This window comes from Desulfovectis peckii, assembly GCF_055391705.1.
This window is the reverse complement of record NZ_AP042409.1, coordinates 910049-934994: the sequence shown is the minus strand read 5'-3', so window position 1 is coordinate 934994 and position 24946 is coordinate 910049. Positions and strand designations below refer to the sequence as shown.

24 protein-coding genes, 1 tRNA gene and 1 other annotated feature are annotated in these 24946 nt (G+C 43.5%); of the genes, 8 read left to right on the top strand and 17 right to left on the bottom strand.

Annotated elements, in window-relative coordinates; translation table 11 throughout:
- Nucleotides 1-36: 36 nt before the first annotated feature.
- Nucleotides 37-237 carry a hypothetical protein gene (locus tag ACZ5NG_RS04740; RefSeq protein ID WP_464252843.1) on the bottom strand — a complete coding sequence of 67 codons (201 nt, stop codon included), beginning with the start codon at nt 235-237 and terminating at the stop codon, nt 37-39.
- 178 nt (nt 238-415) lie between these two features.
- Nucleotides 416-628, top strand: a binding site (T-box leader).
- 51 nt (nt 629-679) lie between these two features.
- On the opposite strand from ACZ5NG_RS04740, the gene proB reads away from it, so the two are divergent.
- The 3 genes from proB to proC are packed head-to-tail and all read left to right on the top strand — an operon-like array spanning nt 680 to nt 3876.
- A complete protein-coding gene (gene proB / locus ACZ5NG_RS04735; protein ID WP_464252842.1) occupies nt 680-1777 on the top strand; it encodes a glutamate 5-kinase in 1098 nt (365 codons plus the stop codon).
- On the top strand, nt 1768-3015 hold the full coding sequence (locus ACZ5NG_RS04730; RefSeq protein WP_464252841.1) for a glutamate-5-semialdehyde dehydrogenase: 1248 nt from the start codon (nt 1768-1770) through the stop codon (nt 3013-3015). The genes proB and ACZ5NG_RS04730 overlap by 10 nt, the downstream gene beginning before the upstream one ends.
- A 36-nt stretch (nt 3016-3051) precedes the next feature.
- The gene (gene proC, locus ACZ5NG_RS04725; protein WP_464252840.1) at nt 3052-3876 is read left to right on the top strand and encodes a pyrroline-5-carboxylate reductase; all 825 of its coding nucleotides are present in this window, start codon (nt 3052-3054) and stop codon (nt 3874-3876) included.
- Nucleotides 3877-3927: 51 nt separating this feature from the next.
- On the opposite strand, the gene htpG is transcribed toward proC, so the two are convergent.
- The 3 genes from htpG to ACZ5NG_RS04710 form a co-directional block, all read right to left on the bottom strand.
- Complete coding sequence (gene htpG, locus ACZ5NG_RS04720; RefSeq protein ID WP_464252839.1) at nt 3928-5817, bottom strand: molecular chaperone HtpG; 1890 nt, start codon at nt 5815-5817, stop codon at nt 3928-3930.
- A 145-nt stretch (nt 5818-5962) separates the two neighbouring features.
- The gene (gene rsiV, locus ACZ5NG_RS04715; RefSeq protein ID WP_464252838.1) at nt 5963-6850 is read right to left on the bottom strand and encodes an anti-sigma-V factor RsiV; all 888 of its coding nucleotides are present in this window, start codon (nt 6848-6850) and stop codon (nt 5963-5965) included.
- Between the two features lie 4 nt (nt 6851-6854).
- Nucleotides 6855-7349: a sigma-70 family RNA polymerase sigma factor gene (locus ACZ5NG_RS04710; RefSeq protein ID WP_464252837.1), complete on the bottom strand. Its 495-nt coding sequence runs from the start codon at nt 7347-7349 to the stop codon at nt 6855-6857.
- Between the two features lie 190 nt (nt 7350-7539).
- Here ACZ5NG_RS04710 and ACZ5NG_RS04705 point away from each other — a divergent pair, with 190 nt between their 5' ends.
- Nucleotides 7540-7977 (top strand): hypothetical protein, encoded by a 438-nt coding sequence (locus tag ACZ5NG_RS04705; protein WP_464252836.1) that lies wholly within the window; start codon nt 7540-7542, stop codon nt 7975-7977.
- A gap of 118 nt (nt 7978-8095) precedes the next feature.
- On the opposite strand, the gene ACZ5NG_RS04700 is transcribed toward ACZ5NG_RS04705, so the two are convergent.
- Nucleotides 8096-9514 carry an SLC13 family permease gene (locus tag ACZ5NG_RS04700; RefSeq protein ID WP_464252835.1) on the bottom strand — a complete coding sequence of 473 codons (1419 nt, stop codon included), beginning with the start codon at nt 9512-9514 and terminating at the stop codon, nt 8096-8098.
- A 535-nt stretch (nt 9515-10049) separates the two neighbouring features.
- Between ACZ5NG_RS04700 and ACZ5NG_RS04695 the strand changes: the two genes are divergently transcribed.
- A complete protein-coding gene (locus ACZ5NG_RS04695; protein ID WP_464252834.1) occupies nt 10050-10991 on the top strand; it encodes a hypothetical protein in 942 nt (313 codons plus the stop codon).
- Nucleotides 10992-11005: 14 nt separating this feature from the next.
- Here ACZ5NG_RS04695 and ACZ5NG_RS04690 read toward each other — a convergent pair whose 3' ends face one another.
- Nucleotides 11006-11653 (bottom strand): cyclase family protein, encoded by a 648-nt coding sequence (locus tag ACZ5NG_RS04690; RefSeq protein WP_464252833.1) that lies wholly within the window; start codon nt 11651-11653, stop codon nt 11006-11008.
- A 223-nt stretch (nt 11654-11876) separates the two neighbouring features.
- Between ACZ5NG_RS04690 and ACZ5NG_RS04685 the strand changes: the two genes are divergently transcribed.
- Complete coding sequence (locus ACZ5NG_RS04685; RefSeq protein WP_464252832.1) at nt 11877-12845, top strand: zinc-binding dehydrogenase; 969 nt, start codon at nt 11877-11879, stop codon at nt 12843-12845.
- Between the two features lie 87 nt (nt 12846-12932).
- Here ACZ5NG_RS04685 and ACZ5NG_RS04680 read toward each other — a convergent pair.
- The 3 genes from ACZ5NG_RS04680 to selD all read right to left on the bottom strand — a co-directional run bounded on the left by ACZ5NG_RS04680 (nt 12933) and on the right by selD (nt 14887).
- A tRNA-Pro gene (locus ACZ5NG_RS04680) sits at nt 12933-13009 on the bottom strand.
- A gap of 207 nt (nt 13010-13216) precedes the next feature.
- Nucleotides 13217-13834 (bottom strand): sulfurtransferase-like selenium metabolism protein YedF, encoded by a 618-nt coding sequence (gene yedF, locus ACZ5NG_RS04675; RefSeq protein ID WP_464252831.1) that lies wholly within the window; start codon nt 13832-13834, stop codon nt 13217-13219.
- A 12-nt stretch (nt 13835-13846) separates the two neighbouring features.
- Nucleotides 13847-14887: a selenide, water dikinase SelD gene (gene selD / locus ACZ5NG_RS04670; protein WP_464252830.1), complete on the bottom strand. Its 1041-nt coding sequence runs from the start codon at nt 14885-14887 to the stop codon at nt 13847-13849.
- A 216-nt stretch (nt 14888-15103) separates the two neighbouring features.
- On the opposite strand from selD, the gene ACZ5NG_RS04665 reads away from it, so the two are divergent.
- Nucleotides 15104-15394, top strand: coding sequence for a hypothetical protein (locus tag ACZ5NG_RS04665; protein WP_464252829.1), 291 nt, complete (start codon nt 15104-15106; stop codon nt 15392-15394).
- A gap of 52 nt (nt 15395-15446) precedes the next feature.
- On the opposite strand, the gene ACZ5NG_RS04660 is transcribed toward ACZ5NG_RS04665, so the two are convergent.
- The 5 genes from ACZ5NG_RS04660 to ACZ5NG_RS04640 form a co-directional block, all read right to left on the bottom strand.
- The gene (locus tag ACZ5NG_RS04660) at nt 15447-16226 is read right to left on the bottom strand and encodes a sulfite exporter TauE/SafE family protein (RefSeq protein WP_464252828.1); all 780 of its coding nucleotides are present in this window, start codon (nt 16224-16226) and stop codon (nt 15447-15449) included.
- Nucleotides 16227-16349: 123 nt separating this feature from the next.
- The gene (locus ACZ5NG_RS04655; RefSeq protein WP_464252827.1) at nt 16350-18302 is read right to left on the bottom strand and encodes a transglycosylase domain-containing protein; all 1953 of its coding nucleotides are present in this window, start codon (nt 18300-18302) and stop codon (nt 16350-16352) included.
- Between the two features lie 88 nt (nt 18303-18390).
- Nucleotides 18391-19068 (bottom strand): cell wall hydrolase, encoded by a 678-nt coding sequence (locus ACZ5NG_RS04650; RefSeq protein WP_464252826.1) that lies wholly within the window; start codon nt 19066-19068, stop codon nt 18391-18393.
- Between the two features lie 162 nt (nt 19069-19230).
- Nucleotides 19231-19959 carry an ATP-binding protein gene (locus ACZ5NG_RS04645; protein ID WP_464252825.1) on the bottom strand — a complete coding sequence of 243 codons (729 nt, stop codon included), beginning with the start codon at nt 19957-19959 and terminating at the stop codon, nt 19231-19233.
- 13 nt (nt 19960-19972) lie between these two features.
- The gene (locus ACZ5NG_RS04640) at nt 19973-20827 is read right to left on the bottom strand and encodes a DnaD domain-containing protein (protein ID WP_464252824.1); all 855 of its coding nucleotides are present in this window, start codon (nt 20825-20827) and stop codon (nt 19973-19975) included.
- Nucleotides 20828-21175: 348 nt separating this feature from the next.
- On the opposite strand from ACZ5NG_RS04640, the gene ACZ5NG_RS04635 reads away from it, so the two are divergent.
- Entirely contained in the window at nt 21176-22033 is an 858-nt protein-coding gene (locus ACZ5NG_RS04635; RefSeq protein WP_464252823.1) for an Mrp/NBP35 family ATP-binding protein, read from the top strand.
- Between the two features lie 44 nt (nt 22034-22077).
- Here the strand turns inward: ACZ5NG_RS04635 and pstA are convergent, their stop codons facing one another.
- The 3 genes from pstA to ACZ5NG_RS04620 all read right to left on the bottom strand — a co-directional run bounded on the left by pstA (nt 22078) and on the right by ACZ5NG_RS04620 (nt 24877).
- Nucleotides 22078-22962 (bottom strand): phosphate ABC transporter permease PstA, encoded by an 885-nt coding sequence (pstA, locus tag ACZ5NG_RS04630; protein ID WP_464252822.1) that lies wholly within the window; start codon nt 22960-22962, stop codon nt 22078-22080.
- Nucleotides 22959-23870 carry a phosphate ABC transporter permease subunit PstC gene (gene pstC / locus ACZ5NG_RS04625; RefSeq protein ID WP_464252821.1) on the bottom strand — a complete coding sequence of 304 codons (912 nt, stop codon included), beginning with the start codon at nt 23868-23870 and terminating at the stop codon, nt 22959-22961. The genes pstA and pstC overlap by 4 nt, the downstream gene beginning before the upstream one ends.
- 110 nt (nt 23871-23980) lie before the next feature.
- A complete protein-coding gene (locus ACZ5NG_RS04620) occupies nt 23981-24877 on the bottom strand; it encodes a phosphate ABC transporter substrate-binding protein (RefSeq protein WP_464252820.1) in 897 nt (298 codons plus the stop codon).
- Between the last annotated feature and the right edge of the window lie 69 nt (nt 24878-24946).

Genomic DNA, 24946 nt, shown 5'->3' with positions numbered 1-24946 from the left:
TGTTGTGCTTCAGCCTCCTTTTTAATCAGCCTTATGTTATTCATCCTCTTTCAAACCTATTTTGGCAGCCATCCCCAACTTAACACCTTTGCTTGCGCCATGGCGGTGGGTACTCTTAAGCTGGGCTTTTTGCGATTTTATTTCCCGCGGTTGAGGTGACCCCACCGGTCGGTGCAAATCCTCCCGCAATTTGGGACGGTGAACTACGGGATTTAAATCATGATTGCGTTCAGCCATTTAATAACCTCCTTAAACTTATTTAATGTTTTTATTTTGACCTAAAAGGGCCAAAGATATTGTTAAATGCGTTTAACAAATTAGCTGACATTATTTTGCATTTTTTTCCTGGTGAATATATATAATTACCCTTGCAATATTATCAGAGGCTGATTATAATAGGCGTTAAAAACCAAACTCAAATGCCATGAAGGAGACAGATAAGAATTTTGCCGCTGCTCAGAGAGAGCACCCTTAGGCTGCAAGGTGCTTCAGCGCAATTCTTATTACCCACTCCGGAGCAGTTAGGGATTTAACCTAACCGGCTGCCCCCGATAAAGGGCACAAGAGTGAATGTGCCTGGCACATTAATTAAGGTGGTACCGCGAAAGAGGCTCCTTTCGTCCTTAGGACAAAAGGAGTTTTTTATTTTCTTGTCATTTAGTTCTTGGAGGGAAGCAAGTTGGCACATGCACAGAGAATGGTAATTAAAATTGGCAGCAGCAGCTTAACAGACAGTAAAGGTGCGCTAAATACCGGGAAAATGGCCTGCTTATGCCAAAGTATTGTCGAATTACAACAACTTGGCTGGCAACCGGTATTGGTTTCTTCCGGCGCTGTGGCCGCAGGTTTAAATCATTTGGGTTGGCACGGCAGCAACTTAACCATGCCGGAAAGACAGGCGGCAGCAGCTGTAGGGCAGTGTTTGCTCATGGAACAGTACAACAAACTGCTGCAACAGATAGGTATTAAAGCGGCACAAATTCTTTTAACCCGAGAGGATTTGGCCGACCGCAAGCGCTATATTAACGCCCGCAACACCATTAATTTACTGTTGGCCCATTCCGTACTGCCAATAGTTAATGAAAACGACAGTGTGGCCTTTGCCGAAATAAAATTCGGTGATAACGACACTTTAAGTGCCTTAGTGGCCGGTTTGGTCGGTGCCAAGTTGTTGGTAATCCTCACCGACACCAAAGGTTTATATAGCGGCGATCCGCGCAAAGAACCAAACGCCAAACTGATTCCGGTAGTAAAAGAAATAGATCAAAAATTAGAACAAATTGCCGGAGGAAGGGGCAGTGCAGTCGGCACCGGCGGTATGCGCACCAAACTGGCGGCTGCCCGCATTGCCGCCCGCAGCGGCATACGTACCATTATTACCGATTCCCAAAATCCGAAAAACATAATTGCTATCGCCCGTGGCAAACATTTGGGCACCCGCTTTGAACCGGCCCAGCAGGCACTCTGCAGCCGCAAACAATGGCTGGCCTTTGGCAGTGTACCTAAAGGCACCATTGTTGTAGACCAAGGCGCCGCCCAGGCGATTTTGCACCATAAAAAAAGCCTGCTGGCCGTAGGCATTCTTGATGTGCATGGGACTTTCCCGGCCGGCAGTGCGGTCAATATAAAAAGCGAGCATAACCAGCTTTTAGGCAAGGGTATAAGCAACCTGTCCTCTCAAGATCTGCGCCTAATTGCCGGTAAACAACGGCACAATTTAGAAGTTGTTAACCGTGATTGGTTAGTTTGTGAAAGGATGGATGTCAAATGTCATTAGTAAAAGAACTGGCAGTTCATGCCAAAACAGCTGCCGGTGAATTAGCGCGTCTACAGCCGGCAGCGAAAAACCAAGCCTTAAATTACATTGCAGACCAGCTCATTGCCGACAGCAAAGAAATTATTCAAGCCAACGCTTTGGATTTGCAAAAGGGGAAAAAATCCGGCCTTCCTGAACCGCTGTTGGATCGGCTGGCGCTGGATCAATCCCGTTTAAACGACATAGCTGAAGGAATTCACCAGATAGCGGCGCTAAAGGATCCCATAGGTGAAGTGATTGAAAGTTGGACCCGCCCCAACGGCCTGAAAATAAATAAAGTACGGGTGCCAATCGGAGTGGTGGGAATCATTTATGAAGGCCGGCCCAATGTTACGGTAGATGCTGCCGCACTATGTTTAAAAGCCGGCAGTGCCGTGATACTGCGCGGCAGTTCCACCGCACTGAACAGCAACCGGGCGCTGGTAAAGGCGACAAAAAAAGCCTTGGCAAAAACAAATGTTCCAACCGCGGCAGTGCAATTGGTAGACAGCACTGACCGGGCAGATGTCAATGAGCTGCTGAAATTAAAGGGCCTGATTGACCTAGTAATCCCGCGGGGCGGTGCCGGCTTAATTCAGAGCGTGGTGCAAAATGCCACCGTACCGGTAATTGAAACAGGCGTGGGCAACTGCCATATCTATATCGACCAAGATGCGGACCCGCAAATGGCATTGGATATCCTCCTCAATGCTAAATGTCAACGTTACGGTGTTTGCAACGCCGCTGAAACATTGCTGGTACATCAAAAAATAGCCGCCCCCTGGTTGCCGCAAGCAATTGAGGCGCTTAAAGCCAAAGGTGTCACGGTACGGGGTTGCGGACAAACACAAAAACTGGCTAATGATGTCGAACCGGCAACGGAAAGTGACTGGGAGTGGGAATTTCTCGCCCCGATAATCGCAGTAAAAGTAGTCAACGATTTAAACGAGGCCATCGCCCATATTCAGCGATACGGCACCGGTCATTCGGAAGCCATTGTCACCGACAACCGGGAAAATGCCGATATCTTCCTGCGTTCTGTTGATGCCGCCGCAGTTTATCACAACGCCTCCACCAGGTTTACCGACGGTTTTGAATTTGGCTTTGGAGCTGAAATCGGCATCAGTACACAAAAACTGCATGCCCGCGGACCGATGGGATTAAAAGAATTAACAAGTTATAAATATATAGTTTTGGGCTCGGGACAAACCAGAGCGTAAAACTTCTGCCTGTTTTGAGAAAGGGGGAAGAATATTTTGGTCGCGGAAAAACAATTTTTATTTATCGGTGCCGGCAATATTGCCGCTGCCATGATTAACGGTTTATTATCTACCGAACAAATCCGTCCCGGTGCAATTTGGGTAGCCAACCGCAGCAACACTGAGCGTCTGCAGTTTTTACGCCGATATTACGGCATTATGCCGGTATTTGATAAAAAAACCGCCGCCCGCCAAGCAGATGTAATTGTACTGGCCATTAAACCACAGGACACAGCGAGCGCTTTAAACGAAATAAAGGGTTATGTTAGCGAAAAGCAGTTGATTATCTCCCTTGCCGCGGGAGTGAGCACATCTTTAATTGAAAATACATTGGAGCGTCAAATACCGGTTGTGCGGGCAATGCCCAATACGTCCTGTGCGGTACTGGAATCAGCCACCGGACTTAGTGCCGGGCGGTATGTCAGCGCGGAACAGTTAGAGCTGGCCAAGCAGATTTTTAATATTGTCGGCAAGGTAGTGATTGTTGAAGAACAATTGCTGGACGCGGTAACCGGCCTGTCCGGCAGCGGCCCCGCTTACATTTATTACTTAATAGAAGCAATGGAAAAAGCCGGAGAAACAATTGGCCTGCCGCGGGAACTATCCCAACCCCTTGTGCTGCAAACCTTGGTGGGAGCAACCCGCATGCTAGTCGCCACGGGCGAAAAACCGGAAATATTAAGAAAACAAGTAACTTCACCCAACGGTACAACAATGGCCGGAATAACCGAACTGGAACGCTGCGGCTTTCAAATAGCCATCGAACGCGCCGTTACCGCTGCCACCAAACGCTCCAAAGAGCTGGGCCGATTATATAAATAAAAAACGCTTTTCCGGCCTAACAAAGCCGGAAAAGCGTTTGGCAACGCTGTTTTAGCTAACCATCATTTTACAAATGTTATTGCTGAACTCTACCGGGTCTTCTATCGGCAACCCTTCAATGAGCAATGCTTGGTTGTATAGCAAATCGGCAAATAATTTTAACTTATCTTGATCATTATCCTGATATGCTTTTTTTAATGATTTAAACACCTCGTGATTAGTGTTAATTTCTAACACCTTATCTGCCTTAATCGGGTTGTCTTTGTTGTAGGGCATGGAATTCAGTATTTTTTCCATCTCGATGGATATATCACCGTCATTGGCCAGGCATACCGGATGTTGCTTCAATCTTTTAGAGGCACGAACGGCCTTAACCTTGCCCGCTAAGATGTTCTGCATCTCATTAAACAGCCCTTGGTTCTCTTCCTCTGCCGCCTCTGCTTTCTTATGTTCTTCACTTTCAATGCCCAAATCGCTGCTGGATACCGACTTAAATTCTTTACCTTGGTAGCTGTGCATCATTTTAATGGCAAATTCGTCTATATCATCAGTGAAGTATAAAATTTCATAACCCTTATCTGCTACCAGTTCAGCTTGCGGCAATTTTTCAATTCTCTCTACTGAATCGCCGACAGCATAATAAATGTATTTTTGCTCCTCAGGCATTCTGGAAAGGTATTCAGATAAGGTAACCATCTTTTTCTCTTTCGAGGAATAAAACAGCAGTAAATCCTGCAGTACTTCTTTATTGGCCCCATACTCGCTGTAAACGCCGTATTTTAACTGCCGGCCAAAGGACTCGTAAAACTTTAGATACTTATCCCTTTCATCCTTTAACATCTGCAGCAGTTCATTTTTAATTTTGTTCTTGATATTTTTGGCAATTACTTTTAACTGGCGATCATGCTGCAGCATTTCGCGGGAAATGTTCAGTGATAAATCCTCAGAGTCAACCATTCCCTTGACAAAGCTAAAATAATCCGGCAGCAGCTCAGCACACTTATTCATAATTAAAACGTTGTTAGCATAAAGCTCTAAGCCCTTTTCATATTCCTTGGTATAAAAATCAAAAGGTATTCTCTCCGGAATAAACAAAATAGCTTTATAGCTTATCGTACCTTCCGCACTGATGTGAATGTATTTCAGCGGCTTATCAAAGCCGTAGTGCCTTTCAGCATAAAAGTTTTCGTAATCTTCCCTCGTCAGTTCATTTTTATTTTTTCGCCAAATCGGCACCATGCTGTTGATAATTTTTTCTTCGGTAATTTCTTCATATTCATTATCACTGCCCTCTTTTAGCCTGGTAGTGGTAATATCCATTTTAATGGGATATCTGATATAATCGGAATATTTCTTGATAATTGACTGTAATTTATATTGATTCAAATACTGGTCGAAATCTTCTTCTTCTGTATTTTGTTTAATTTTCAAGATCACATCGGTTCCGACGGTATCTTTTTCACAGGGTTCAATTGTATATCCTTCCGCTCCTGTTGACTCCCACTTATAAGCTTGGTCACTGCCCAAGGCTTTGGTAATCACCGTGACAACATCAGCAACCATAAAGGCAGAATAAAAGCCCACACCAAACTGGCCGATAATGTCAAAGTCATCTTTCATTTCGTTATCTTCTTTAAAGGCCAGTGAACCGCTCTTGGCAATGACCCCTAAGTTCTCTTCCAATTCCTGCTCTGTCATGCCAATACCGGTATCGGAAATTTTTAAAATCCGCTTTTCCTTGTCCACTGTCACTTTAATATAATAATCATCCTTATTAAAGGTTAAATTATCATCAGTTAGTGCTTTATAGTAAATCTTATCTATCGCGTCACTGGCATTGGAAATCAGTTCCCTTAAAAAAATCTCCTTATGGGTGTAGATTGAGTTTACCATTAAATCCAGCAGCCTTTTTGATTCAGCTTGAAACTGTTTTAATGCCAAACCAAATCATCCTCCTCAGTTTTCCGTGATATGCCAACAATTTATGTTTTTGTTAGCACTCTTGCCTATTGAGTGCTAAGTCATAACATTTATATATCAAAACTAACCTTTTATGTCAATATTGGAACAAAAATGCAGCAACATGCTAGTGGATATACTCTCTGCCGACCAAAATATCTGCCAATACTTCGGTAGGAATGATAAACTCCGGCGTACCCATGTAGCCAGGGGCCACTTGGTATTCGTCAAACACAATTACCAATTTACCTTGGGAGTTGATGTAAAAACTTTGTTCCGGATCTATGGTTTTAAAAGGTTCGATCATTTCCAGTTGTTGACCGGGCATTTCCACCCAGTAAATTTTACTTTCATCTTCTTGCATTTGTGCTTTCATTTGTTCTTTAATATTTTCGCTGATGATATGGATGTAGCTGTCATCTTTAAACAGGCTGGGCAGAGTAATTAATAATTGCTTCTCTTTATCAACGGTATCGTACCGCACCGTTTCGGCAGCAGATGCTTGGGTTATCACCACATAACGCTTAACCGTCAATAATTTTTCAGTATCGGTAATAACCTCATAACCGCTGTTTACCGCAATATTTCCTCCCTCCTGCTGTTTTAACTGTTCCATTTCGTTAACAAATTGCTGATATAGTGCTTTATTTTCGGCCAAATACTTTTGATTTAAACTGCTTTCCAAGTTCTTGTTTTCTAAGCCTTCAATTTTAGGTACATTGATATTTGCCTGAAATCTTTCTTCATTAACAATGTAATTTTTCACAGTTAGCACTTTAACAATGCTGCCCACCACCGGCAACTCGGCAGCGTTTTTGGCCACTGCCGGGCTAATATTAATTACAGCAATAAACAAAATCAGTGAAGCAGCTATAACTGCAACAATTTTGCCAGGGTTGTTACGCCGGGTAACCCCGCCTTGGCGGAGTGCTTTTTTTACCACTTCGTCTAAATTTGCCGGGATGGGTATATTTTGATACTCTTTCTTCAAATGCTCTAATCTTTTATCCTTCATTAAATTAATCCTCCCTGTCATCCATTTCTATCCGAAGCTTTTTTAGTGCACGGTACAATCGGCTTTTAACGGTATTAACATTTTCATCTAAAATTATGGCTATTTCTTCCAACTTTAAATCCTCAAAATAACGCAAAACGATGATCGTGCGGTAATTTGCCGGCAGTGCATCCAGTGCTTGCTTTAGGTCGATATCCTGATAAAGGTCAACGCTGCCATTATCCATATTAATTAGTACGTCTTCCTCAGCCAAGGCAAGTTTTTTTCGTCGGCGCAAAAAATCAATGGCGGTATTAACAATAATGCGGTAAAACCAGGTCTTTAAATAAGCGGTGTTATCAAGTGAATTCTTAGCGGACAGGGCTTTGTAAATAGACTCTTGTACTACATCTAAAGCGTCTTGCGTATTTTTTACATAGCTATAGGCCAAGCGGTAGTAATTTTCTTTATATGCCATCACGTGGTCGGCAATTAATTGTTCGATATTGTGATTTGACATCTAATGAAACTCCTTTAATCAAAGATATGTATCTTTTTACTTCACCCTTTAGACGCCTGAGTAATAACAAAAAGTTTCAGGCAGGAAATGCGTAAGTTAATTGACTGTAATGTATTTTCAGAGACCGATACCGGAAATACTAGCAATTATTATTATTAAAGAAAAGTAAATCTACCGGAGGTTTAACAAAGTGAACGAAAATGCTGAACTTTTAAACTTCATCTATCAAAATTCACAAATGGGTGTCAATACTATCAGCCAATTAATAGATATTGTGGAAGATGACCGGGGTGAGTTTAAAAAGTATTTGGAAGAGCATTTAAACGGATACCGGGATATTCATGCTAAGGCCAAAGAACTGCTGAATAAAAACGGTTATGATGAAAAAGGTATCGGCCTGCTTACCAAAGTGAGGACATACTTAATGATCAACGTACAGACTTTGACTGACAAATCACCGTCCCATATTGCCGAAATGCTGATTATTGGCAGCAATATGGGAATTATAGATGCAGTTAAGAATATTAAAAAGTACAAGGACACAGCAGAAAGAGGTATTGTAGAGTTGATGGAAAGGCTGTTGCGATTTGAAGAGGATAATATCCAGCAGTTAAAGCAATTTCTGTAGTTTAAATGCCAGGTAGCAGACAGCAAATAGGTAATGCCGGCTAAAGCATGCTTTAATACAAAAAGCCTCACGACACCTTCCAATCTCTTCTGTAAAAGGTGCCATGAGGCTTAAAACTTTAATTAAAGAGGCCGATAAGCTTCCAGTAAGGATAGGCAACGGTAATGACAAATATAAGACTGAGCAGTATCCGCGGTATCAGCACTTTTAGCATGTTTTTCATGGAAATCAAGCCAAAGGAAAACACATACATCAGCAAGGCATGTTCGTAGGGGAACACAAATTGATCAAGGCCTTGCAAAAAGCTGTAAACAACCGGGTAAGGATTCATCCCTGCTTGCATAGCCATCTCGGCAATCGGGCCGGTAAAACTGCCGGTTGCCGGCAGCGGTGTCAGGACAAAATTCAATAAAACACCGCAAGCCCAGGTAGCGGCTAATGTATATACTTCACTTCCGATTAAATAGGGAAGCATGCCTTGAGCAAGCCACTCACCCGCACCGGTGGCGACACCCGCACTGCCGATCGTCATGGTACCGGTAATAAAGAACACAATTCCAAAATTCACTTTGCTTAGCTTTTCCTGGTTCATTAAATCAATACCCGGCACAAAGCACAGTGCGCAAAGCAGTAAAAATACCCATGCCGCATCAATATGATGAAAAGATTCTGTAAACAGGGCAATGATCAGGGCAACCATTAAATAGAGGACGCTTTTTTCCTGTCGGGTAATAGGCCCTAACTCTTGATACTTCTGTTGAATAACCTCTTTAGCCGCCATTTCCTTTTCCGGTTTTAGCACTAGCATAATCAAGCCGACGCATAAGAGAGACCAAAGGAGCCATAGAATAAAGTTTTGATAGGCATACTGAGACCAAGAAATTGTTTCTTTTGAAATATTAGCTATGATCCCTGTGGCCATGACAATATGTGCGCCACCGGTAAGATAAGAAAATGCCGGTCCGGTAACTGCAAGAAAGGCTGTCATCATGACGGCGGAAGCGGCTCTTGATTTTGCCGGGAAGTTTAGCGCCTGACAAATACCGATGGCAATTGGCGTTAAAACTGCCATTTTACCCATGATCGACGGAATAAAAGGGGCAAGGATCACACCCGCCAGCGTAATACCCAGCAGTAAACCTTTAAATGAACCGCCGGTTTTTAAAATGGTAAAATAGGCAATTCTTTTTGCCAGACCGGTATTGAGCATAACCGCACTAAAGATCGCCCCACCGAGTACCAGCCAGGGAATCGTTGTCGTCCAAGGGCTAAACGCCACTGGCGTATCTACCAAACCGAATATGATGTAGAAAACCGGCAGTAATATGGCAACTGCGGTTCCGGGAATGGTTTCTAAAAGCCATGCAAGGATAGCCCAAAGAGTAACGGCAAAGAAAACCTTCATATCCATGGTGAGTCCCGTTGATTGGGGAATTAAAAAGACCAAAAACGGCAAGAAAAGATTTAATAGCCACTTGCCCACCGGTTTTCGGCTGACAAAACTTCTATCAGGAGAACTTGCGGCGGTACTTTGCATATATAAAAAAACTCTCCTTTCTATTCTGCTTTAATCATGCGTAGAGCAAATTAGTATATGCCTTGTCCACAGGTTCCGCGCTTTGTCTTTGGTTTTGCATCGCAACTTTGCCCATACTGCCCAACAATGATATTCTACCTTTTTATTTTGAATTTTCAATATGCTAAAGTCAGGTACTAAATGGAAAGTGAAGAAAATAAAAGGCCACCTGTTAGGTGACCTTTACTTAGTTATGGTTGTGTTTAAGGCCCAAAACTAACTCCTGCCTGCATTTAGCCCTTATATCATTGTTTGGGAGCTTGGAACAGCAAACCATAGGCTTACTGCCGCAAACCAACCCTGTTGAATTTTGTCCTAAATATTACCACAATACTGCCGGCACGGCAATACTTTGCGCCGGATTTTACCAAATTCCCCCACCATCCCATATTCCCGAAATGCGATTTGAAATGCTATTTATTGAAATTAATTAACAGGTTATCCCCATCTATTTATAGAATAAAAGGGTAATAAACCAAGAAGGGGAGTAATTTATTTGAGATGTGAATTATGCAAAAAAACAGTACATATAAACTACGGCAATGCCCACCATGTATTTTGCAAAGAATGCAGTTCTAAAGATGTGGCTCAACAAATAATGAAGAATAATAAAGGACCCGCTGAGGAAAAAACAGAAGCTATAGAAATTCCTTTTATCACTACGATAATTGCTATTGTTTTTACTATAGCGGCCTTTAGTTTAATCTTGTTATTGTCTAATCAATTGCTTAAATACTTTGACGGACAATTTATTTTCATTGGAATAACCGCAATCCTCCTGATTTTATTAGTCAGAGACATAGCTAAACATAAATATTATATAAAATTAATTAACAATGATATTATTGCGCAGTCATTGAAAAGTAAACTAAACATAGAACTTTTTTGTGGCCTTGTGCTTCTAGCTGCGTCTATAATATCCCTACTCTTGATTGGAAACCAAATAAGAGAATTATATGATTATCTTATGCAAGAAAGATATATTCAAAATATAAATCAAATGTTCAATCCAGAGTTTATGACTAAATTAAAAAATTATGCATATAACAGTGAGAATGTAAAACTTTTATTGAGTATAAATCAAGCTCAGGACCGTTTAACAAGTTTATTATATTGTGCTGTCTTGTTCGTATTTGGTTTGTCCCAGTTGTATAAGGGTATGCATACTGATACAATTTCCGGTATCGGCATTCTTATCAGAGGAAAAATACTTAATTGGAAAGAATTTGCTTCATATAGCTGGGGTAAATGCTATGAAAAACAAACTTTTAACAACTCCTCTGGATATTATGACTTGGTATTGGCACACAAAAACGGAAAAGTTCTAACCTATTTCTTAAAGAAAAATGAAAGTCCCGTAATTTTAAAAATACGCGCCGAAGATAAAGATAAAGTAGATAAGTTCTTGTTAAGTGTGTTACCCAAAAAGACAGATTAAAGATTCCATTTTCTTTAATCATGTACAATTGCGATTGCACGTATGGGTGCACCGTCAGCGTTACCGTATTTTAGCGGCAGGGCGCAAAATGTAAATAAATCGCCTCCTACTTTTCCTAAGCCGGTTAAATTTTCAATAATCACTATGTCCGCTGCCGCCAGCAGTTTTTTATGCATGGTTAAGTTTTGATCTGCAATGGGGTCAATGCTGATTAGATCTAAGCCAACGCCCTTTTTCTTACTTTGAATTAAATACTCGGCAACTTCCTCGCTAATGCATGGGTAATCGCCAAAATAGGCGTCTGTACCCCAATAACGATCCCAACCGGTGTGGAACAAAATAAATTCCGCCAGATCGGCCTTTTCTTTTACCTGCTCGATATAGTTCATGGTAATTCTCTGCCCCGCTTGCAAATCAGTGCAATCGATGACCAATCCCGGGCCGACAAATTGGGTTGCCGGAAATGAATCTAAAGTGGTTCCTGCTGCAAACAAATGGGCAGGGGCATCCATATGGGTTCCGGTGTGCGAAAATATCGTCAACAAGGTTTCTTTAAAACCGTTTTTCTCGTAGGTGCTTGCCAATTCTAATTTCGGTTTCTCTGTGCCGGGAAATACCGGTATATCTTCGGTAACGGTGTGTGTCAAATCGATTATTTTCATTTTAATCCTCCCTTATGACCCATCAAAACTAGCTTTATTGATAATCAATACCCATCATCATTATATCATCCAGTTATTATCTTTTAATTTAATTGCCATTCTCTAGCTGTGAATATTTTATGGAAGTTTTTTAAAAATCTATTGACAAAATATTTGTAATTGATATATGGTTTATAAAATACCAAATTATGGTATTACATCAATTTTAAGGGAGGTATTAATTATGAGAGGCTGGCAATTCACAAACACCCACGAACCCCTTACTTTGGTCGAAAAAGAGGACCCCAAAGCTAAAGAAGGTTATGTGGTGTTGGATGTGATGGCCACCGGATTGTGTCATTCAGATGTCGGCGCATTGGAAGATGAAAAATGGTTGGAACTGATCACAAAAAGACCGGTTATTTTAGGACACGAGTTTGCCGGAGTGATATCTGAAGTCGGTCCCAATGTTGAAGGATTCAAAGTAGGAGATAAAGTAGGCGTTTGCCCGATGTATGCTTCCGACGGCACCGGTCCCAGTTACGGACGTGACGGAGGGTATGCTACAAAGTCAGCGGTGCCTGCAGAAATGCTGGTTCCCATTCCGGAAGGAGTGAGTTTTGCGCAAGCAGCGGTAGCGACCGATGCCGGGATGACCTCTTATCATGCCGTAGTGGGAATGGGCAAAGTTCAACCGGGCATGAAAGTGGGAATTATCGGCATTGGCGGCTTAGGGCAATTTGGCGCCCGCATCGCTGTTTTACAGGGTTGTGAAGTTTATGCCTCTTCAAGAAATCCGAAAGCCCGGGAAAAAGCCATTGCCCTGGGATGCAAAGATGCGGTTGACAGTCCGGAAAAACTGGCCCCATATAATCTGGACGTGATCGTTGACTTTGCCGGTGCAGATCACACTACTGCCAAGGCCCTGGAGGCGGTAGGAAATCGGGGACGGGTTGTGGTAGTGGGCATGGCTAAACTGCAAACAACCATTAACACTATGAGTTTGATTTTAAAACAGGCTGAGATTGTAGGCAGTAACGGCGGTACGGTTCAGGATATCGCCGAATGCTACAAGCTAATGGCAGCAGGAAAACTTAACCCTGAAATTATCGAAATTGGCTTTGAAGAAATAGCAGAAGGATTAGAAAAACTGAAAAGAGGCGAAGTGAAGGGCAGAATGGTAGCCATCATCAAGGATGAAGATCGTCGTTAGTTAATCAGTTAATTAATTAACCTCTGCCACTGTACGTGTTTTTTAACATAAAAAACCCCAACGGAATGATCCATTGGGGATTTTTACTGGTCGGGATGACAGGATTTGAACCTGCGACCTTTCGGTCCCGAACCGAACGCTCTACCAAGCTGAGCCACATCCCGACGGCGCAATTATTATTATGCAACAACTGCAGCAAAAAGTCAATACAAATTTAATAATTAAAGCGGTACACATTCTGTAATAAATATTGTTATAATGTATTTTCTTATATCAAAAATTTAAAAAGTTATGTTTTATGTTAACTTACTGCAGTAAAGAGTAGGTTAAATTAATACTCTTTACTGCTTTTTATTATTGGCTATGCATATTTAAGAAATGGTAATTACTTTACCCGTACCCATTTTTTCTACTATTTCAAACATATTGCTTACTACACCGACCGCCAGTTTTTCTTTAATTTTATAATAATCCAAACAGGTGCCGCAGGCCAGTATTTCAGTACCTTTATTGTGCAAAGCAACTATATCCTCCAATGTTTGGGCACCTTCAACCACCAATTTTACTCCGGCATTCATGAAAATCAATGCCGCCGGAGCAGGATTTAATTCCCGCAGGGTTTTAAAAAAACTGCGGATTAGGGTGTAGCCTAAATCCGGTGAACCTTGCCCTATAGAGTCGGTAATCACCAAATAAACGGTGCTTTCACGCCCATTATTATCGGTTACCGCTTTATTTATCACCGCTTTTTCCACCTGAGGGGCGGCTTTTTCTCCTTTGGTAATGGTAATTAGATAATTGCCCTCCGCTTCCTCCACTGTCACCTCGTAGCCGGCATTTTGGGCAAAGCGCAGCACGTTCTCTTTGGCCACCTCGTTGTCTACAATTGATACCACCGTGCCGGAAGTCATTTCATCTAACGCCTTTTTAGTATTAATTACCGGCTGAGGGCAATTCAGTCCGCAATTATTTACTTCTTTATAACCCACTTTTGTCCCCTCCTAAATAACTTTAATTAATTGCTCCTGTCGGGCAATCACCCGTCCGATTGCCGCCGCAGGCACATCGTTTTTTTGCAGCTTATTTAGCAAACTGTCGGCCTTATCTTCCGGCAAGCTGATTAATAGACCGCCGGAAGTTTGCGGATCAAATAATATATCTTGTACCTCCCGAACGACCGAGTCGGCAAAAGAAACCTGTTCGCCTAGGTGATGGCGGTTGTTGTAAGCGCCGGCGGGAATAATACCCATGCGGGCTAAATCCAATGCTCCGGGCAAAAAGGGGCAATTTTTCGACCACAACTCGATACTTTTATTGCTGGCCCGTGCCATTTCCGCCGCATGGCCTAACAAGCCAAAACCGGTAATATCCGTACATCCGTTCACGCCTACTTCTGTCATCGCCTTACCGGCTGCCGCATTTAGCATTGCCATGTACTTTACCGCCTGCTCCGCCACTTCCTTAGCGGCAATGTTTGCTTTTATGGCGGTATTGATAATTCCCGAACCCAGCGGCTTGGTAATAATCAAGACATCCCCCATTTGTGCACCGGCATTGGTTAACAGATCTTGTGCTTTCACCAAACCGGTTACCGCTAAGCCGTACTTAGGTTCCTCATCTTCCACCGAATGACCGCCGGCAATTACCGCACCGGCCTCATGCACTTTTTCCGCGCCGCCCCGCAGAATTTCCGCCAGCACATCAGTGGGCAAACAATTGGGAAAGCAAACGATATTTAAAGCCAAGGTGGGCTGACCACCCATTGCGTAAATATCACTTAACGCATTGGCGGCGGCAATTTGTCCGAAAACCGCCGGCTCGTCAACCATTGGCGGGAAGAAATCAATGGTTTGAATTAAATACAAGTCGTCATTTAAACGATAAACGGCGGCATCATCAGAGGTATCCACCCCTACCAGCAGGTTAGGATCAGTTTTTATAGGTAATTGGCGCAGCACCTGCGCCAAAGTATCCGGACCGATTTTCGCCGCTCACCCCGCTGCTTTGGTCAGTTGGGTGAGTTTAATTTCACTATTTGACATTATAGGCCTCCCTTGATCTCATGTCATCTTTAGTCTTCCCTAAAGTAATTTTATTTTTAAAATAAATAACCCTTTATTTTTTGTATTCCAATTAGTAATATATAACAATTTTTATCAGTTAACAAACACAGTGTTATAAATTGTGCTCAATACATAAAGCAGTATATATGCGGTAAAACTAGCAGCAATTATAAAAAGAGATAGGAGTGCATCAGTATGTCCGTAGAAGGGAAGCAATACTGGTACAGTAATCTATCAGCGGAAGAAGCCTTAGGGTATATTGAAGATTCACCCTTTGGCAAGGATTGGGAAGGCAACCCCTTGGAATTAAAAGCGATCAAGTGGGATGCGGCATCGGGTATCTTAGAGTTTTTTGACGGGCGCTATCGTTCATTGGTTAAGTTTCAAGATAACGGCACATTGCGCTATCTCGGCGACAACAATCCGTTAAACATGGTGGAACAAGTACTGGCCGAGCAAAGAAAGGCACAGCGCTCGCCGGCATAATCGTTTTTAACCCACCCTCGCTTATAACAGCGGGGGTGGCACTTCATTTTTTTCAAAGCAAAATTTTATGTATGCCCAATAACTTAGCGGACATAAGCAGCACCACCAGCACTAAAACTGCCCGAATCCATTTATCGCCTTTGGCCACGGCAAAGTTACTTCCCAGGTAAGCACCGATACCGTTGCCTACTGCCAATGTCAAGCCGATTAACCAATTAATTTTGCCGTTGACAATAAAAACCAGCAGTGACGCCAGCAGGTACATGCCCATAATAAAAACTTTTAAACTGTTAATTTTCACTAAAGACATACCGGTAATTAAAGCCAGTAGCCCAATGACTACAAAGCCAACACCTACCTGAATAAAGCCGCCGTAAAAACCCACTAGGAAAAAGACTATCACTGCGGCAATTGAACGGCCGATACCTAAATCTTCTTCCTCTTGCTCTTTTGCCGACTTTAAAAAATATTTTTCCGGACGCAGGGTAATTAAAATTAACGCCATCAGCATTACCGCCGCCAATATTTTGTTAAACAAATCATCTGATAAATCAATGGCAAATTTAGCACCGACAACGGAACCCAATACTGCCGGTACACTGAGCAATATGCTTAGCTTAGGGTAAAAAAAGCCTTTATGCCGAAAGTTGATAATGGCTACCAGCTCTTCCACCATTAAGGCAACCCGGTTGGTTCCGTTAGCCACCGCTGAAGGCAGCCCCAAAAAAATAAGCATTGGCATGGTGATCATCGAGCCCCCGCCACCAACGGTATTTAAAAATCCCGCCAGTATACCGGTCAACAAAATGATTATTCCCTGTGATAGAAGCATAATTTTAATTTCCCTTCATTAGTCTGCATAAAAGTAATTATACCATTAAAGCAGGATAAACTCAGGCTATTGTTTGGCGGGCTTTCTGCCAATGCCCAGATTATTTTGTTAGTTGGCAAAACTTTACCGCAGTTCATCCTCATCTTCCGGCAAAGCTAACTTTTCCCACCACCTGTCCCCGGTGCAATAGGCAATCGGTTCGCTGCCTTTGACAAAAGCCACTCTAATCGTTCCCGTGCTGGCCGGCGATGCCAGTAATCCGTCCCGACTACAGACATTTTTAAATACAATGTCTGCCGGTACAGCAAATTCTTTTTTCGGTTTGCCCGCTAAAGCCCCTTTCATAAATTGAGCCCAAATCGGGGCGGCAACCACTCCCCCGGTCCCTACCGGCTTGCTTTTATCGGACCGGTCGTAGCCGACATAAACCGCCGCCGATAATTCAGGAGTATAGCCGACAAACCAGGCATCTAAGTAATTGTCAGTGGTACCGGTTTTTCCTGCAGCCGGGCGATCAATAATATGGGCAACATTGGCGGCGGTACCGCCTTGTTCAAAAGTACTTTTCAGCATGTCAGTAATGATATAGGCATGGTTTTTATCCATTGCTTTTCTTAATTGGCTGCGGTTGCTGTAGAGCTCGCGGCCCTTTTGGTCCAGTATTCTGGTAAAGTAAATCGGTTTATTGGCTATACCGCCGTTGGCAAAAACCCCGTAAGCCATGGCCATTTCCAGCGGACTCACCGGCGAAGACCCTAAAACCAGCGATAAGTAGGGCGATAAATTGCCGCTGATTCCTAAACGCCTAGCCATGTTCACGGCAGTTTCCGGCCCAATTTGCTCAATTAGCTGCACTGACACCACATTGTCCGAGATTTTCAAGGCTTCTTTTAATGTAAAGGGGCGGTAGTGGTAGCTATCGCCGTAATCTGTAGGCTGGTATTCACCCTTCGCCTGCGGGTATTTTACCGGCTGACAGAAAAATGTACTGGCGGCAGTATAGCCCTTTTCTAATGCCGCTGCATAAACAATGGGCTTAAACGCCGAGCCGGGCTGTCGTTTAGCCAGAGCGCGATTATATTGGCTGGCGGCATAATCCTTTCCGCCCACCATAGCCACAATATGGCCGTTTTGCGGATTGACGGCAACCAATGCAGCCTGTAAATCTTCATCTTTGTTTGCCAGTCCGGCCTTTACCGCTTCTTCCGCCGCTTGTTGAACTTTCAGGTCCAGCGTGGTTTCTATTTGCAGCCCGGCAGTATACAGTTGATCTTTGCCGTCCGGTAAAATTTTGTCCAGTTCTTTAATTAACTCTGCGACAAAGTATCCTGCCCTGCCCACAGGCGGCGGGGTAGGATTCATATTTAGCTTTTCTTTAAGGGCACTTTCCATCTCTTTTTCAGTAATATAGCCCTGTTTTACCATTTCCTGCAGCACTATTTGCTGCCGCTTTTTAGCGGCGGCAAAATTTTTCCGCTCGGAATAATAGCTTGGTGCATTAACCATGCCGGCCAGCATTGCACATTCAGCCAAAGTTAAATCGGTGGCATGCTTTTGAAAAAATACTCGGGATGCGGATTCTATGCCATAAGCCCCCTGACCGAAGTAAACGGTGTTTAAATACATGTTTAAAATTTCTTCCTTGGTATAATGCCGTTCCAGTTGAAGAGCATAATAAAGCTCTTTTATTTTACGCGTAAGGGTGCGTTCATTGGTCAGGTATAAATTTTTTGCCAACTGTTGGGTAAGGGTACTGCCTCCTTCCACCACTTTACCGGCACGCACGTTGCGGTATAAAGCGCGTGCCAGCCCAATCGGGTCGACACCGTAATGTTTTTCAAAGCGAGCATCCTCCACCGCCACTATTGCCTTTGCCATATACGGCGATATTTCTTCCGGTTCCACCGGAACGCGGTTGTGCTCGCCAATAGTGGTGATCAAGTTTCCGGAAGCATCCAGTACCCGGGAGGCTACCGGCACATTAGGTGTGGGCAGACCGCCGGTTAAAGAACAGCCCACCGCGGTTAAAAGCACTAATGCAATTATTATCGAGAGCAAAGGCCATTTGTGTTTCAACACTAACCCGCCTTAAAGTAATTTTAAGGGAGCGGAAAGCCGCCCCCTTCTTATAATTGTCAAGCACAGTATTTAAATACGAGCCTTACTATGCTTTAACAGATGCAAATATGTGATTACCGATTTTTGTTATTACCGGCAGGGTACGGATCCAGGGATCTGTACTTACGTCGGGATTGTAGAAAAACAATGCTCCGTTGGTCGGATCATCGCCCCTTAAGGCCTGCAGAGCAGCCTGATAGGAGCTTTCATCAGGTTCCAAGTTAATTGATCCGTCACCCACCGGGCTAAATTGATAAACATTGTGGTTTTTTTGCAAAATAATATCGGTAATTGTTTTCGGGAAGTATGGACTGTTTAGTCGGTTTAATATCACTGCGCCTACTGCCACTTTTCCTTCAAAACTTTCGCCGCGTGCTTCGGCGTGAATTAAACGAGCCAATAGTTCCACTTCTTCCCAGCTTATATTCTTAACACTAGGTGATAATTCAGAACTAAGCTGCTGATTTTTGGGCGGCAAATATATTCTCTGCCCAACCAAAATTTTAGTGTCTGTCAATCCGTTGTAGCTCATTAAATCGTATAAGGTTATGTCATACTTTTTGCTAATGCCGTAAAGTGTATCTCCCTCCCGGACAACATGATAGGTCAATAAATTAGACTGTACATCCGAACCCTCACCGGCGATAGCTTCATCAGTCAGCGTCACAGCTGCCGTGATAAACAAAGCTAACATTACGGCGAGCATACGGATTTTTTTGTACATTTTTTCCTCCTTTCCGGCTCGAGCTATATTTTATCAACATAAGTTTAACCCTATTCATGAAATTTTAACCAAATTAAAAACAGCGAATAAATAAAACGCTAAAGGCTAATAAATATACAAAAAACCCCTGCTCTATAAAGCAGAGGTTTTTATAATCGTTGATTACTCTTTTGTGCCGATTATTTTAGCGTAACGTATGTTACGGTCCACCAGCAAGCGGTAAATACGACACATTTGGAATATTCGCGATGCGGTACGCTCACCCAAATGCTGTGAAAGCTCCGGCAATGATAAGTTGGTAGTAATAATTGTCGGCAATTGGTTATTCAGCCGATAATTAATAATTGAGTACAGTTTATTTTTTGTCCAGTCGGTATAGTTGTGAACACCCAAATCATCCAATATTAGCAGCGGCACTTCTCTGGCCGCACTAAGCAGATCCTGCTCGGTTACATCGGTATTTGCCGTATCATATGTCGCCCGAATTTGATCCAACCAATCGGGAACCACTACAAACAGCAGCCGCTCACCCCGCTGGATTACTTCATTGGCAATACAGCAGGCTAAAAAAGTTTTGCCGCTGCCTACCGGACCGGTAAACAGCAGCCCTTCGGTATGCCGGTTCTTGAAAAAATTTTTTGTAAAATCTTTAGCTGCCTGATAAGTAATTTTTGCGGTTTGGGCATAACTGATGCCTTTAACTTGATCAAATTTATCAGCGGCATAATAGCGAAAATCAAATTTATCAAAGGTATACTGCCGCATTAGCGAGGTCAGCCCTGCTTTTGTATAGCTGCTTTTTAGTTTTTGTTTTTGTATACATGAACACTGTACAGCAGTGTTGCCTTTCATAATTAAACCGCTACCGCCGCACAATTTACATTCACTCATCTGTCCCACTCCACTAACTCATTAATAGTGCATCGTACAACTTCTTCCGCTCCTGATCGTCCCCTTGCTCTGTAGGAATTTTTTGCTTCGAGGCTCGGCTTTTCGCCCGCCGCTGTTTAAAGTCCCGTTCATACTTGGCTACTTCCGGCAAGGTCTGTAGATTGTTTTTACGCCATTCCAGCAAAATTGCATCTATATAGCGGAAATTAGGTTTGCCAATCATTACCGCCCGGTGCAGTGCCTCAATGATCAGGATGGTGTCCATTTCTTCGCACCAGTGCCGAATACGAGCTACTTCCATCGGCGACAGCGGGCGGCCGAGTTCTCTTTCAAACACCGAACAGACATTTAACACCTGACCGGTAAGCTGCCCCGCTTCATCATGCTCTTCTACGGCGGCTCGGTTACAGTCAGCGGCAAACGCTAACTTGGCCCCGGTAGTTCTTTTAAGGATATTCTCAGTCTGTTCGATTTCTTTAACTTTATCGCAAGCCCACAGCTCCGATAATTTTTCATAAAGGGGTTCAAAATCCAAACCTTCAACTACCTGCTGTTGCTCAAAATCGTAATACTCGGTAATACTTAAAATTTCTTTATTTAATAAGTTAGTTAAAGCCTGTTGGGCATCTCCGTTAATATATTGATTTAATTCATCTAAATTGGGGAAAAGCAATTTTTCTTCGGTGCGCAGGCGAAAAATTTGAATTAACAGCATCATTTCGCTGTCACTGATATCTAATTTAACGTAGTATTTTAACAGAAGGTTAGGAATACTCGTTGAACCTGTTACCAATAAATCTGAACCAAAAGCTGCCGTAATATTGCCACCGCGATATTTTTTTACTGCTTTATTTTTTATGCCAATCATTTAGGAAATACCCCCACCTTCCGATAGTTACAATTTATATTTTATGGCATTGAAGGCGAATTTGTCCACACCATAAAAATACCAAGAAAAGCCGTTTATTAGGTTAGGGTTGTCATGCTGCGGCGGCAAATAGTTATGCTTAAAATTAAGATTTGCAAAGGATTTTCGTTTAAAATTCTTGCCTACTCTCATGTTAAAACACTAAGGGGTATAATATTAAAAGATAAAAGCCAGCTTTCTTAAGATTGCGTTGGCAGGTAAATAAGCAGTAAAATATATTGACTTTGTGGATAAGCAGTAATATCATGGTTATGAGACAATGTTCATTTTAGATAGGAGGTACATAACATGAGCGACGGAAAATGCTCCAGCTGCCAATCCGGACAAAACGGCAGCTGCAGTACGGAGGGTAGCTGTCCTGGTCCGGAAAAAATTGCAGCCAACGATGCCACAGATGTAAAAAATATTATTGCCATTATGAGCGGTAAAGGTGGCGTGGGTAAATCCTCGGTTACGGCACTAATGGCAGTAAGTCTTGCCAAACAAGGTTATAAAGTGGGTATTTTGGATGCCGATATCACCGGCCCCAGTATTCCCAGAATGTTTGGCGTTGTCGATCGCCCCGGCCCGGGAACCGGTATTGGATTTACACCCCCCCAATCATATGATTTAGGCATTAAAATTATATCTCTAAACCTGATGTTAGATAATGAAGATGACCCGGTTATTTGGCGTGGGCCGATTATTGCCGGTGCGGTAAAACAATTTTGGACTGACGTGGAGTGGGGTAAATTAGATTATCTGCTTTTAGACCTGCCTCCCGGCACCGGTGATGTACCGCTGACGGTAATGCAGCAAATCCCGCTGACCGGATTGGTAATTGTCACCTCTCCACAGGATTTAGCGGCCATGGTGGTACGCAAGGCAGTAAATATGTGTAAGATGATGACCCCGCCGGTACCGATTTTAGGTTTGGTGGAAAATATGAGTTATTATGTCTGCCCCCACTGCGGTGAAGAATCCCACATCTTTGGCAAAGGTCACGGCGAAACCGCCAAAAAAATGAACCTACCCATGCTGGCAGTACTGCCGATTGATCCTAAACTAAGTGAGCTCTGTGACCAAGGGCGTATTGAAGAATACGAAACCGATGCATTTAAAAATGTTCCGGAAATTATGGCTAAACTGTCTTCTTCCGCTTGTTAAAAGCAAAAAAGCACTCACAATTATTGTGGGTGCTTTTTCTCAATTTATGCCGCCGTCATGCGGCGATAAATCACCCGCCCCAACCAGCGAGCCCCTATATTAAAGATCAGTACCACTAATATTAACACGGCTGCCGAACCGTCGGCCACTACCCGTGCATCGGGGATGATCCCTTCAGAATTCACTTTCCAAATATGCACCGCTAAAGTTTCTGCCGGGCGGAAAATATTCAGCGGGGATGTGGCATCAAAGGGGTTCCAGTTGGAGAAATTTAAAATCGGGCTGCTCATTCCGGCGGTATATAACAATGCCGCTGCTTCGCCAAAAATCCGACCGGCGGATATAATGGCGCCGGTTAATAAACCGGGAAAGGCTGACGGTACGGTGATGCGCCATATTGTTTCCCAGTGCGTAGCGCCCAAAGCAATACTGCCTTCACGCAGTTCATTGGGCACGCTGCGGATTGATTCTTCCGCCACCCTTACCATTAAGGGCAAATTAATCACTGCCAAGGCCAATGCGCCGGATAGCAAACTGTAACCCCAACCGGTCATATTGACAAAAAACAACAAGCCAAACAAACCAACCACAATAGAGGGCAGTGAACTTAAAGTTTCAATAGAAAGACAAATCCAATTGATCATTTTGCCACTGCCGGCATACTCTGCCAGATAAATACCGGCCAACAAAGCAATTGGTGCAGTAATGGCCATGGTTAAAATCAGCAGATAAAAGGAATTAAAAATTTGCGGCCCAATACCGCCGCCCGCTGCCACCGCCTTTGGCGGGGAAGTGAGAAACTGCCAATCAATTACCTTAATGCCGTGCCACAACACATAACCTAAAAGCACCGCTAATATTGCCAGCACTAAAAGCGCTCCCAACCAAAACACGGATGTTGCTATCCGATCCGCTAACCGGGAATTCATCGTACCCTCTCACCTCGCGTTACCAGCCGAATTACTACTATAAATAAAAATGAAATGATCATCAGCAATAGCCCCATTGACCACAAGGCATTATTCCAGGCCGACCCCATAACGGTATTGCCCATATCCATGGTAATGGCACTGGTCAAGGTCATCATGGGCTCTAATATTGAGCCGGGAATTTGCCGCATATTGCCAATTACCATTTGCACTGCCAATGCTTCGCCAAAAGCCCGGGCCAAACCAAGCACTACACCGGTAATAATCCCTGAGCGGGCTGCCGGAAGCAATACCAAGCGAACGGTTTGCCATCTGGTAGAACCCAAGGCATAAGCCGCTTCCTTTAAGTGGGACGGCAAAGCCCTTAAACTGTCTGCCGAAACACTGACAATCGTGGGCAAAATCATAATCGAGAGCACGATAAAACCGGCCAGAAGACTAAAGCCGCCGCCGCCAAAGTAGTTGCGAATAAAGGGCACTAACAAACTTAAGCCCACATATCCATAAACAACGGAAGGAATTCCGGCTAAAATTTCCACTGCCGGCTGAAGGATTTTTTGCCCCCAGGCAGGTGCAATTTCCACCATAAAAACCGCAACAATCACACTTAACGGAGCACTTACCATCACAGCCAAAATTGACACTAATATGCTGCCGATAATAAACGGCAGGGCACCAACCAACGGTCCCCCTTGTTCCGGCGATCGATCCGGCATCCAAGCGGTGTCAAAAAGAAATTGTCCAACACTGACACCGTTTTGCGTAAAAGTGGCAATTCCTTTGCTGCCGATAAAAAGTATAATTACAATTGTCAGTACAATGACCAAAGCAGCGGCCAAAAAGGCCAGTGCTTTGCCTCCTGTTTCCCAAAACCTTCTGACGATTTTAACCTGATTGCTATCTGCCAATTGTTGTAAACACTCCTCACGCACTAAGAAAAAAGTCTTTACTTGAAAGCAGCGCTTAAAGGGCGTAATTTGGCGCCCTTTAATGCGGGTTTATACAATTAGCGGTTTTTCTATTTCTCGGTAATATTGCCTGCAAAGTCCCGTTCAACTTTCATTTTGGTTACCGGGATATAACCTAATTGCTCTACCAATTGGCTCTGCACTTCATCACTGAGCATGAAATCTAAAAAGTCTTTGGTCACACCTTCCGGTTCTCCTTTAGTATACATATGTTCATAAGACCACACCGGGTAGGTGCCGTTGATCACGTTTTCCACGGTAGCTTCAACGCCATCTATTTTTAAAGCGGTTATATTTGGGTTAATATAAGGAAATGCCAAGTAAGATATCGCTCCGGGAGTTTCGGCTACCATTTTGCCCACTGTACCGCTGGAGTCTTGTTCCATACCTGATGCCGTTACTTCCATGCCCTCTAAAGCATATTTTTCGAAAGTAGAGCGGGTTCCCGAACCCTTTGCCCGGTGAATGATCACAATCTCTTGGTCATTGCCGTTCAGTTCCTTCCAGTTGGTAATTTTACCGCTAAAAATATCCTTCAACTGTGCTTTAGTTATGTTATCAACACCGGCTTTTGGGTTAGCTACTACCGCCATGCCCACTACCGCCACTTTGTGATCCACCAGTTGGTCCGCATCAATTCCTTCTTTCTCTTCGGCAAAAATATCTGAGTTGCCGATGTCAGCAGCACCGGAAGATACCTGGGTTAAACCGGTACCGCTACCGCCGCCCTGCACTACGATTTGGGCCTTGCCGTTTTTAGCCATATATAGATTGGCTGCTTCTTCAACGAGGGGTTGCAGTGCACTGGAGCCAACCGCAGTAATGCTTCCCGCGAACCCGTCGGTTTGCGCCTTGTCTTGCTGCGCATTTCCGCCACAACCGGCCACCAATGCTAACAGTAGGGTTAAAAGCCACAAACTGACAACTTTGCACCTTTTGTTAAACAACGCCGAAATCCTCCTTTACTTATCCACTTAAGCCTATCTTACAGCTTGAGCATTAAATATAAATTGTTT

Excerpts from the sequence above, each read along its gene's own strand:
- ACZ5NG_RS04650 (WP_464252826.1), bottom strand. The coding sequence starts at position 19,068 with ATGTACAAAAAAATCCGTATGCTCGCCGTAATGTTAGCTTTGTTTATC.
- ACZ5NG_RS04635 (WP_464252823.1), top strand. The coding sequence starts at position 21,176 with ATGAGCGACGGAAAATGCTCCAGCTGCCAATCCGGACAAAACGGCAGC.
- ACZ5NG_RS04640 (WP_464252824.1), bottom strand. The coding sequence starts at position 20,827 with ATGATTGGCATAAAAAATAAAGCAGTAAAAAAATATCGCGGTGGCAAT.
- ACZ5NG_RS04730 (WP_464252841.1), top strand. The coding sequence starts at position 1,768 with ATGTCATTAGTAAAAGAACTGGCAGTTCATGCCAAAACAGCTGCCGGT.
- ACZ5NG_RS04645 (WP_464252825.1), bottom strand. The coding sequence starts at position 19,959 with ATGAGTGAATGTAAATTGTGCGGCGGTAGCGGTTTAATTATGAAAGGC.
- ACZ5NG_RS04685 (WP_464252832.1), top strand. The coding sequence starts at position 11,877 with ATGAGAGGCTGGCAATTCACAAACACCCACGAACCCCTTACTTTGGTC.
- ACZ5NG_RS04665 (WP_464252829.1), top strand. The coding sequence starts at position 15,104 with ATGTCCGTAGAAGGGAAGCAATACTGGTACAGTAATCTATCAGCGGAA.
- pstA (WP_464252822.1), bottom strand. The coding sequence starts at position 22,962 with ATGAATTCCCGGTTAGCGGATCGGATAGCAACATCCGTGTTTTGGTTG.
- ACZ5NG_RS04740 (WP_464252843.1), bottom strand. The coding sequence starts at position 237 with ATGGCTGAACGCAATCATGATTTAAATCCCGTAGTTCACCGTCCCAAA.
- ACZ5NG_RS04700 (WP_464252835.1), bottom strand. The coding sequence starts at position 9,514 with ATGCAAAGTACCGCCGCAAGTTCTCCTGATAGAAGTTTTGTCAGCCGA.
- ACZ5NG_RS04690 (WP_464252833.1), bottom strand. The coding sequence starts at position 11,653 with ATGAAAATAATCGATTTGACACACACCGTTACCGAAGATATACCGGTA.
- ACZ5NG_RS04660 (WP_464252828.1), bottom strand. The coding sequence starts at position 16,226 with ATGCTTCTATCACAGGGAATAATCATTTTGTTGACCGGTATACTGGCG.
- rsiV (WP_464252838.1), bottom strand. The coding sequence starts at position 6,850 with ATGAAGGATAAAAGATTAGAGCATTTGAAGAAAGAGTATCAAAATATA.
- ACZ5NG_RS04710 (WP_464252837.1), bottom strand. The coding sequence starts at position 7,349 with ATGTCAAATCACAATATCGAACAATTAATTGCCGACCACGTGATGGCA.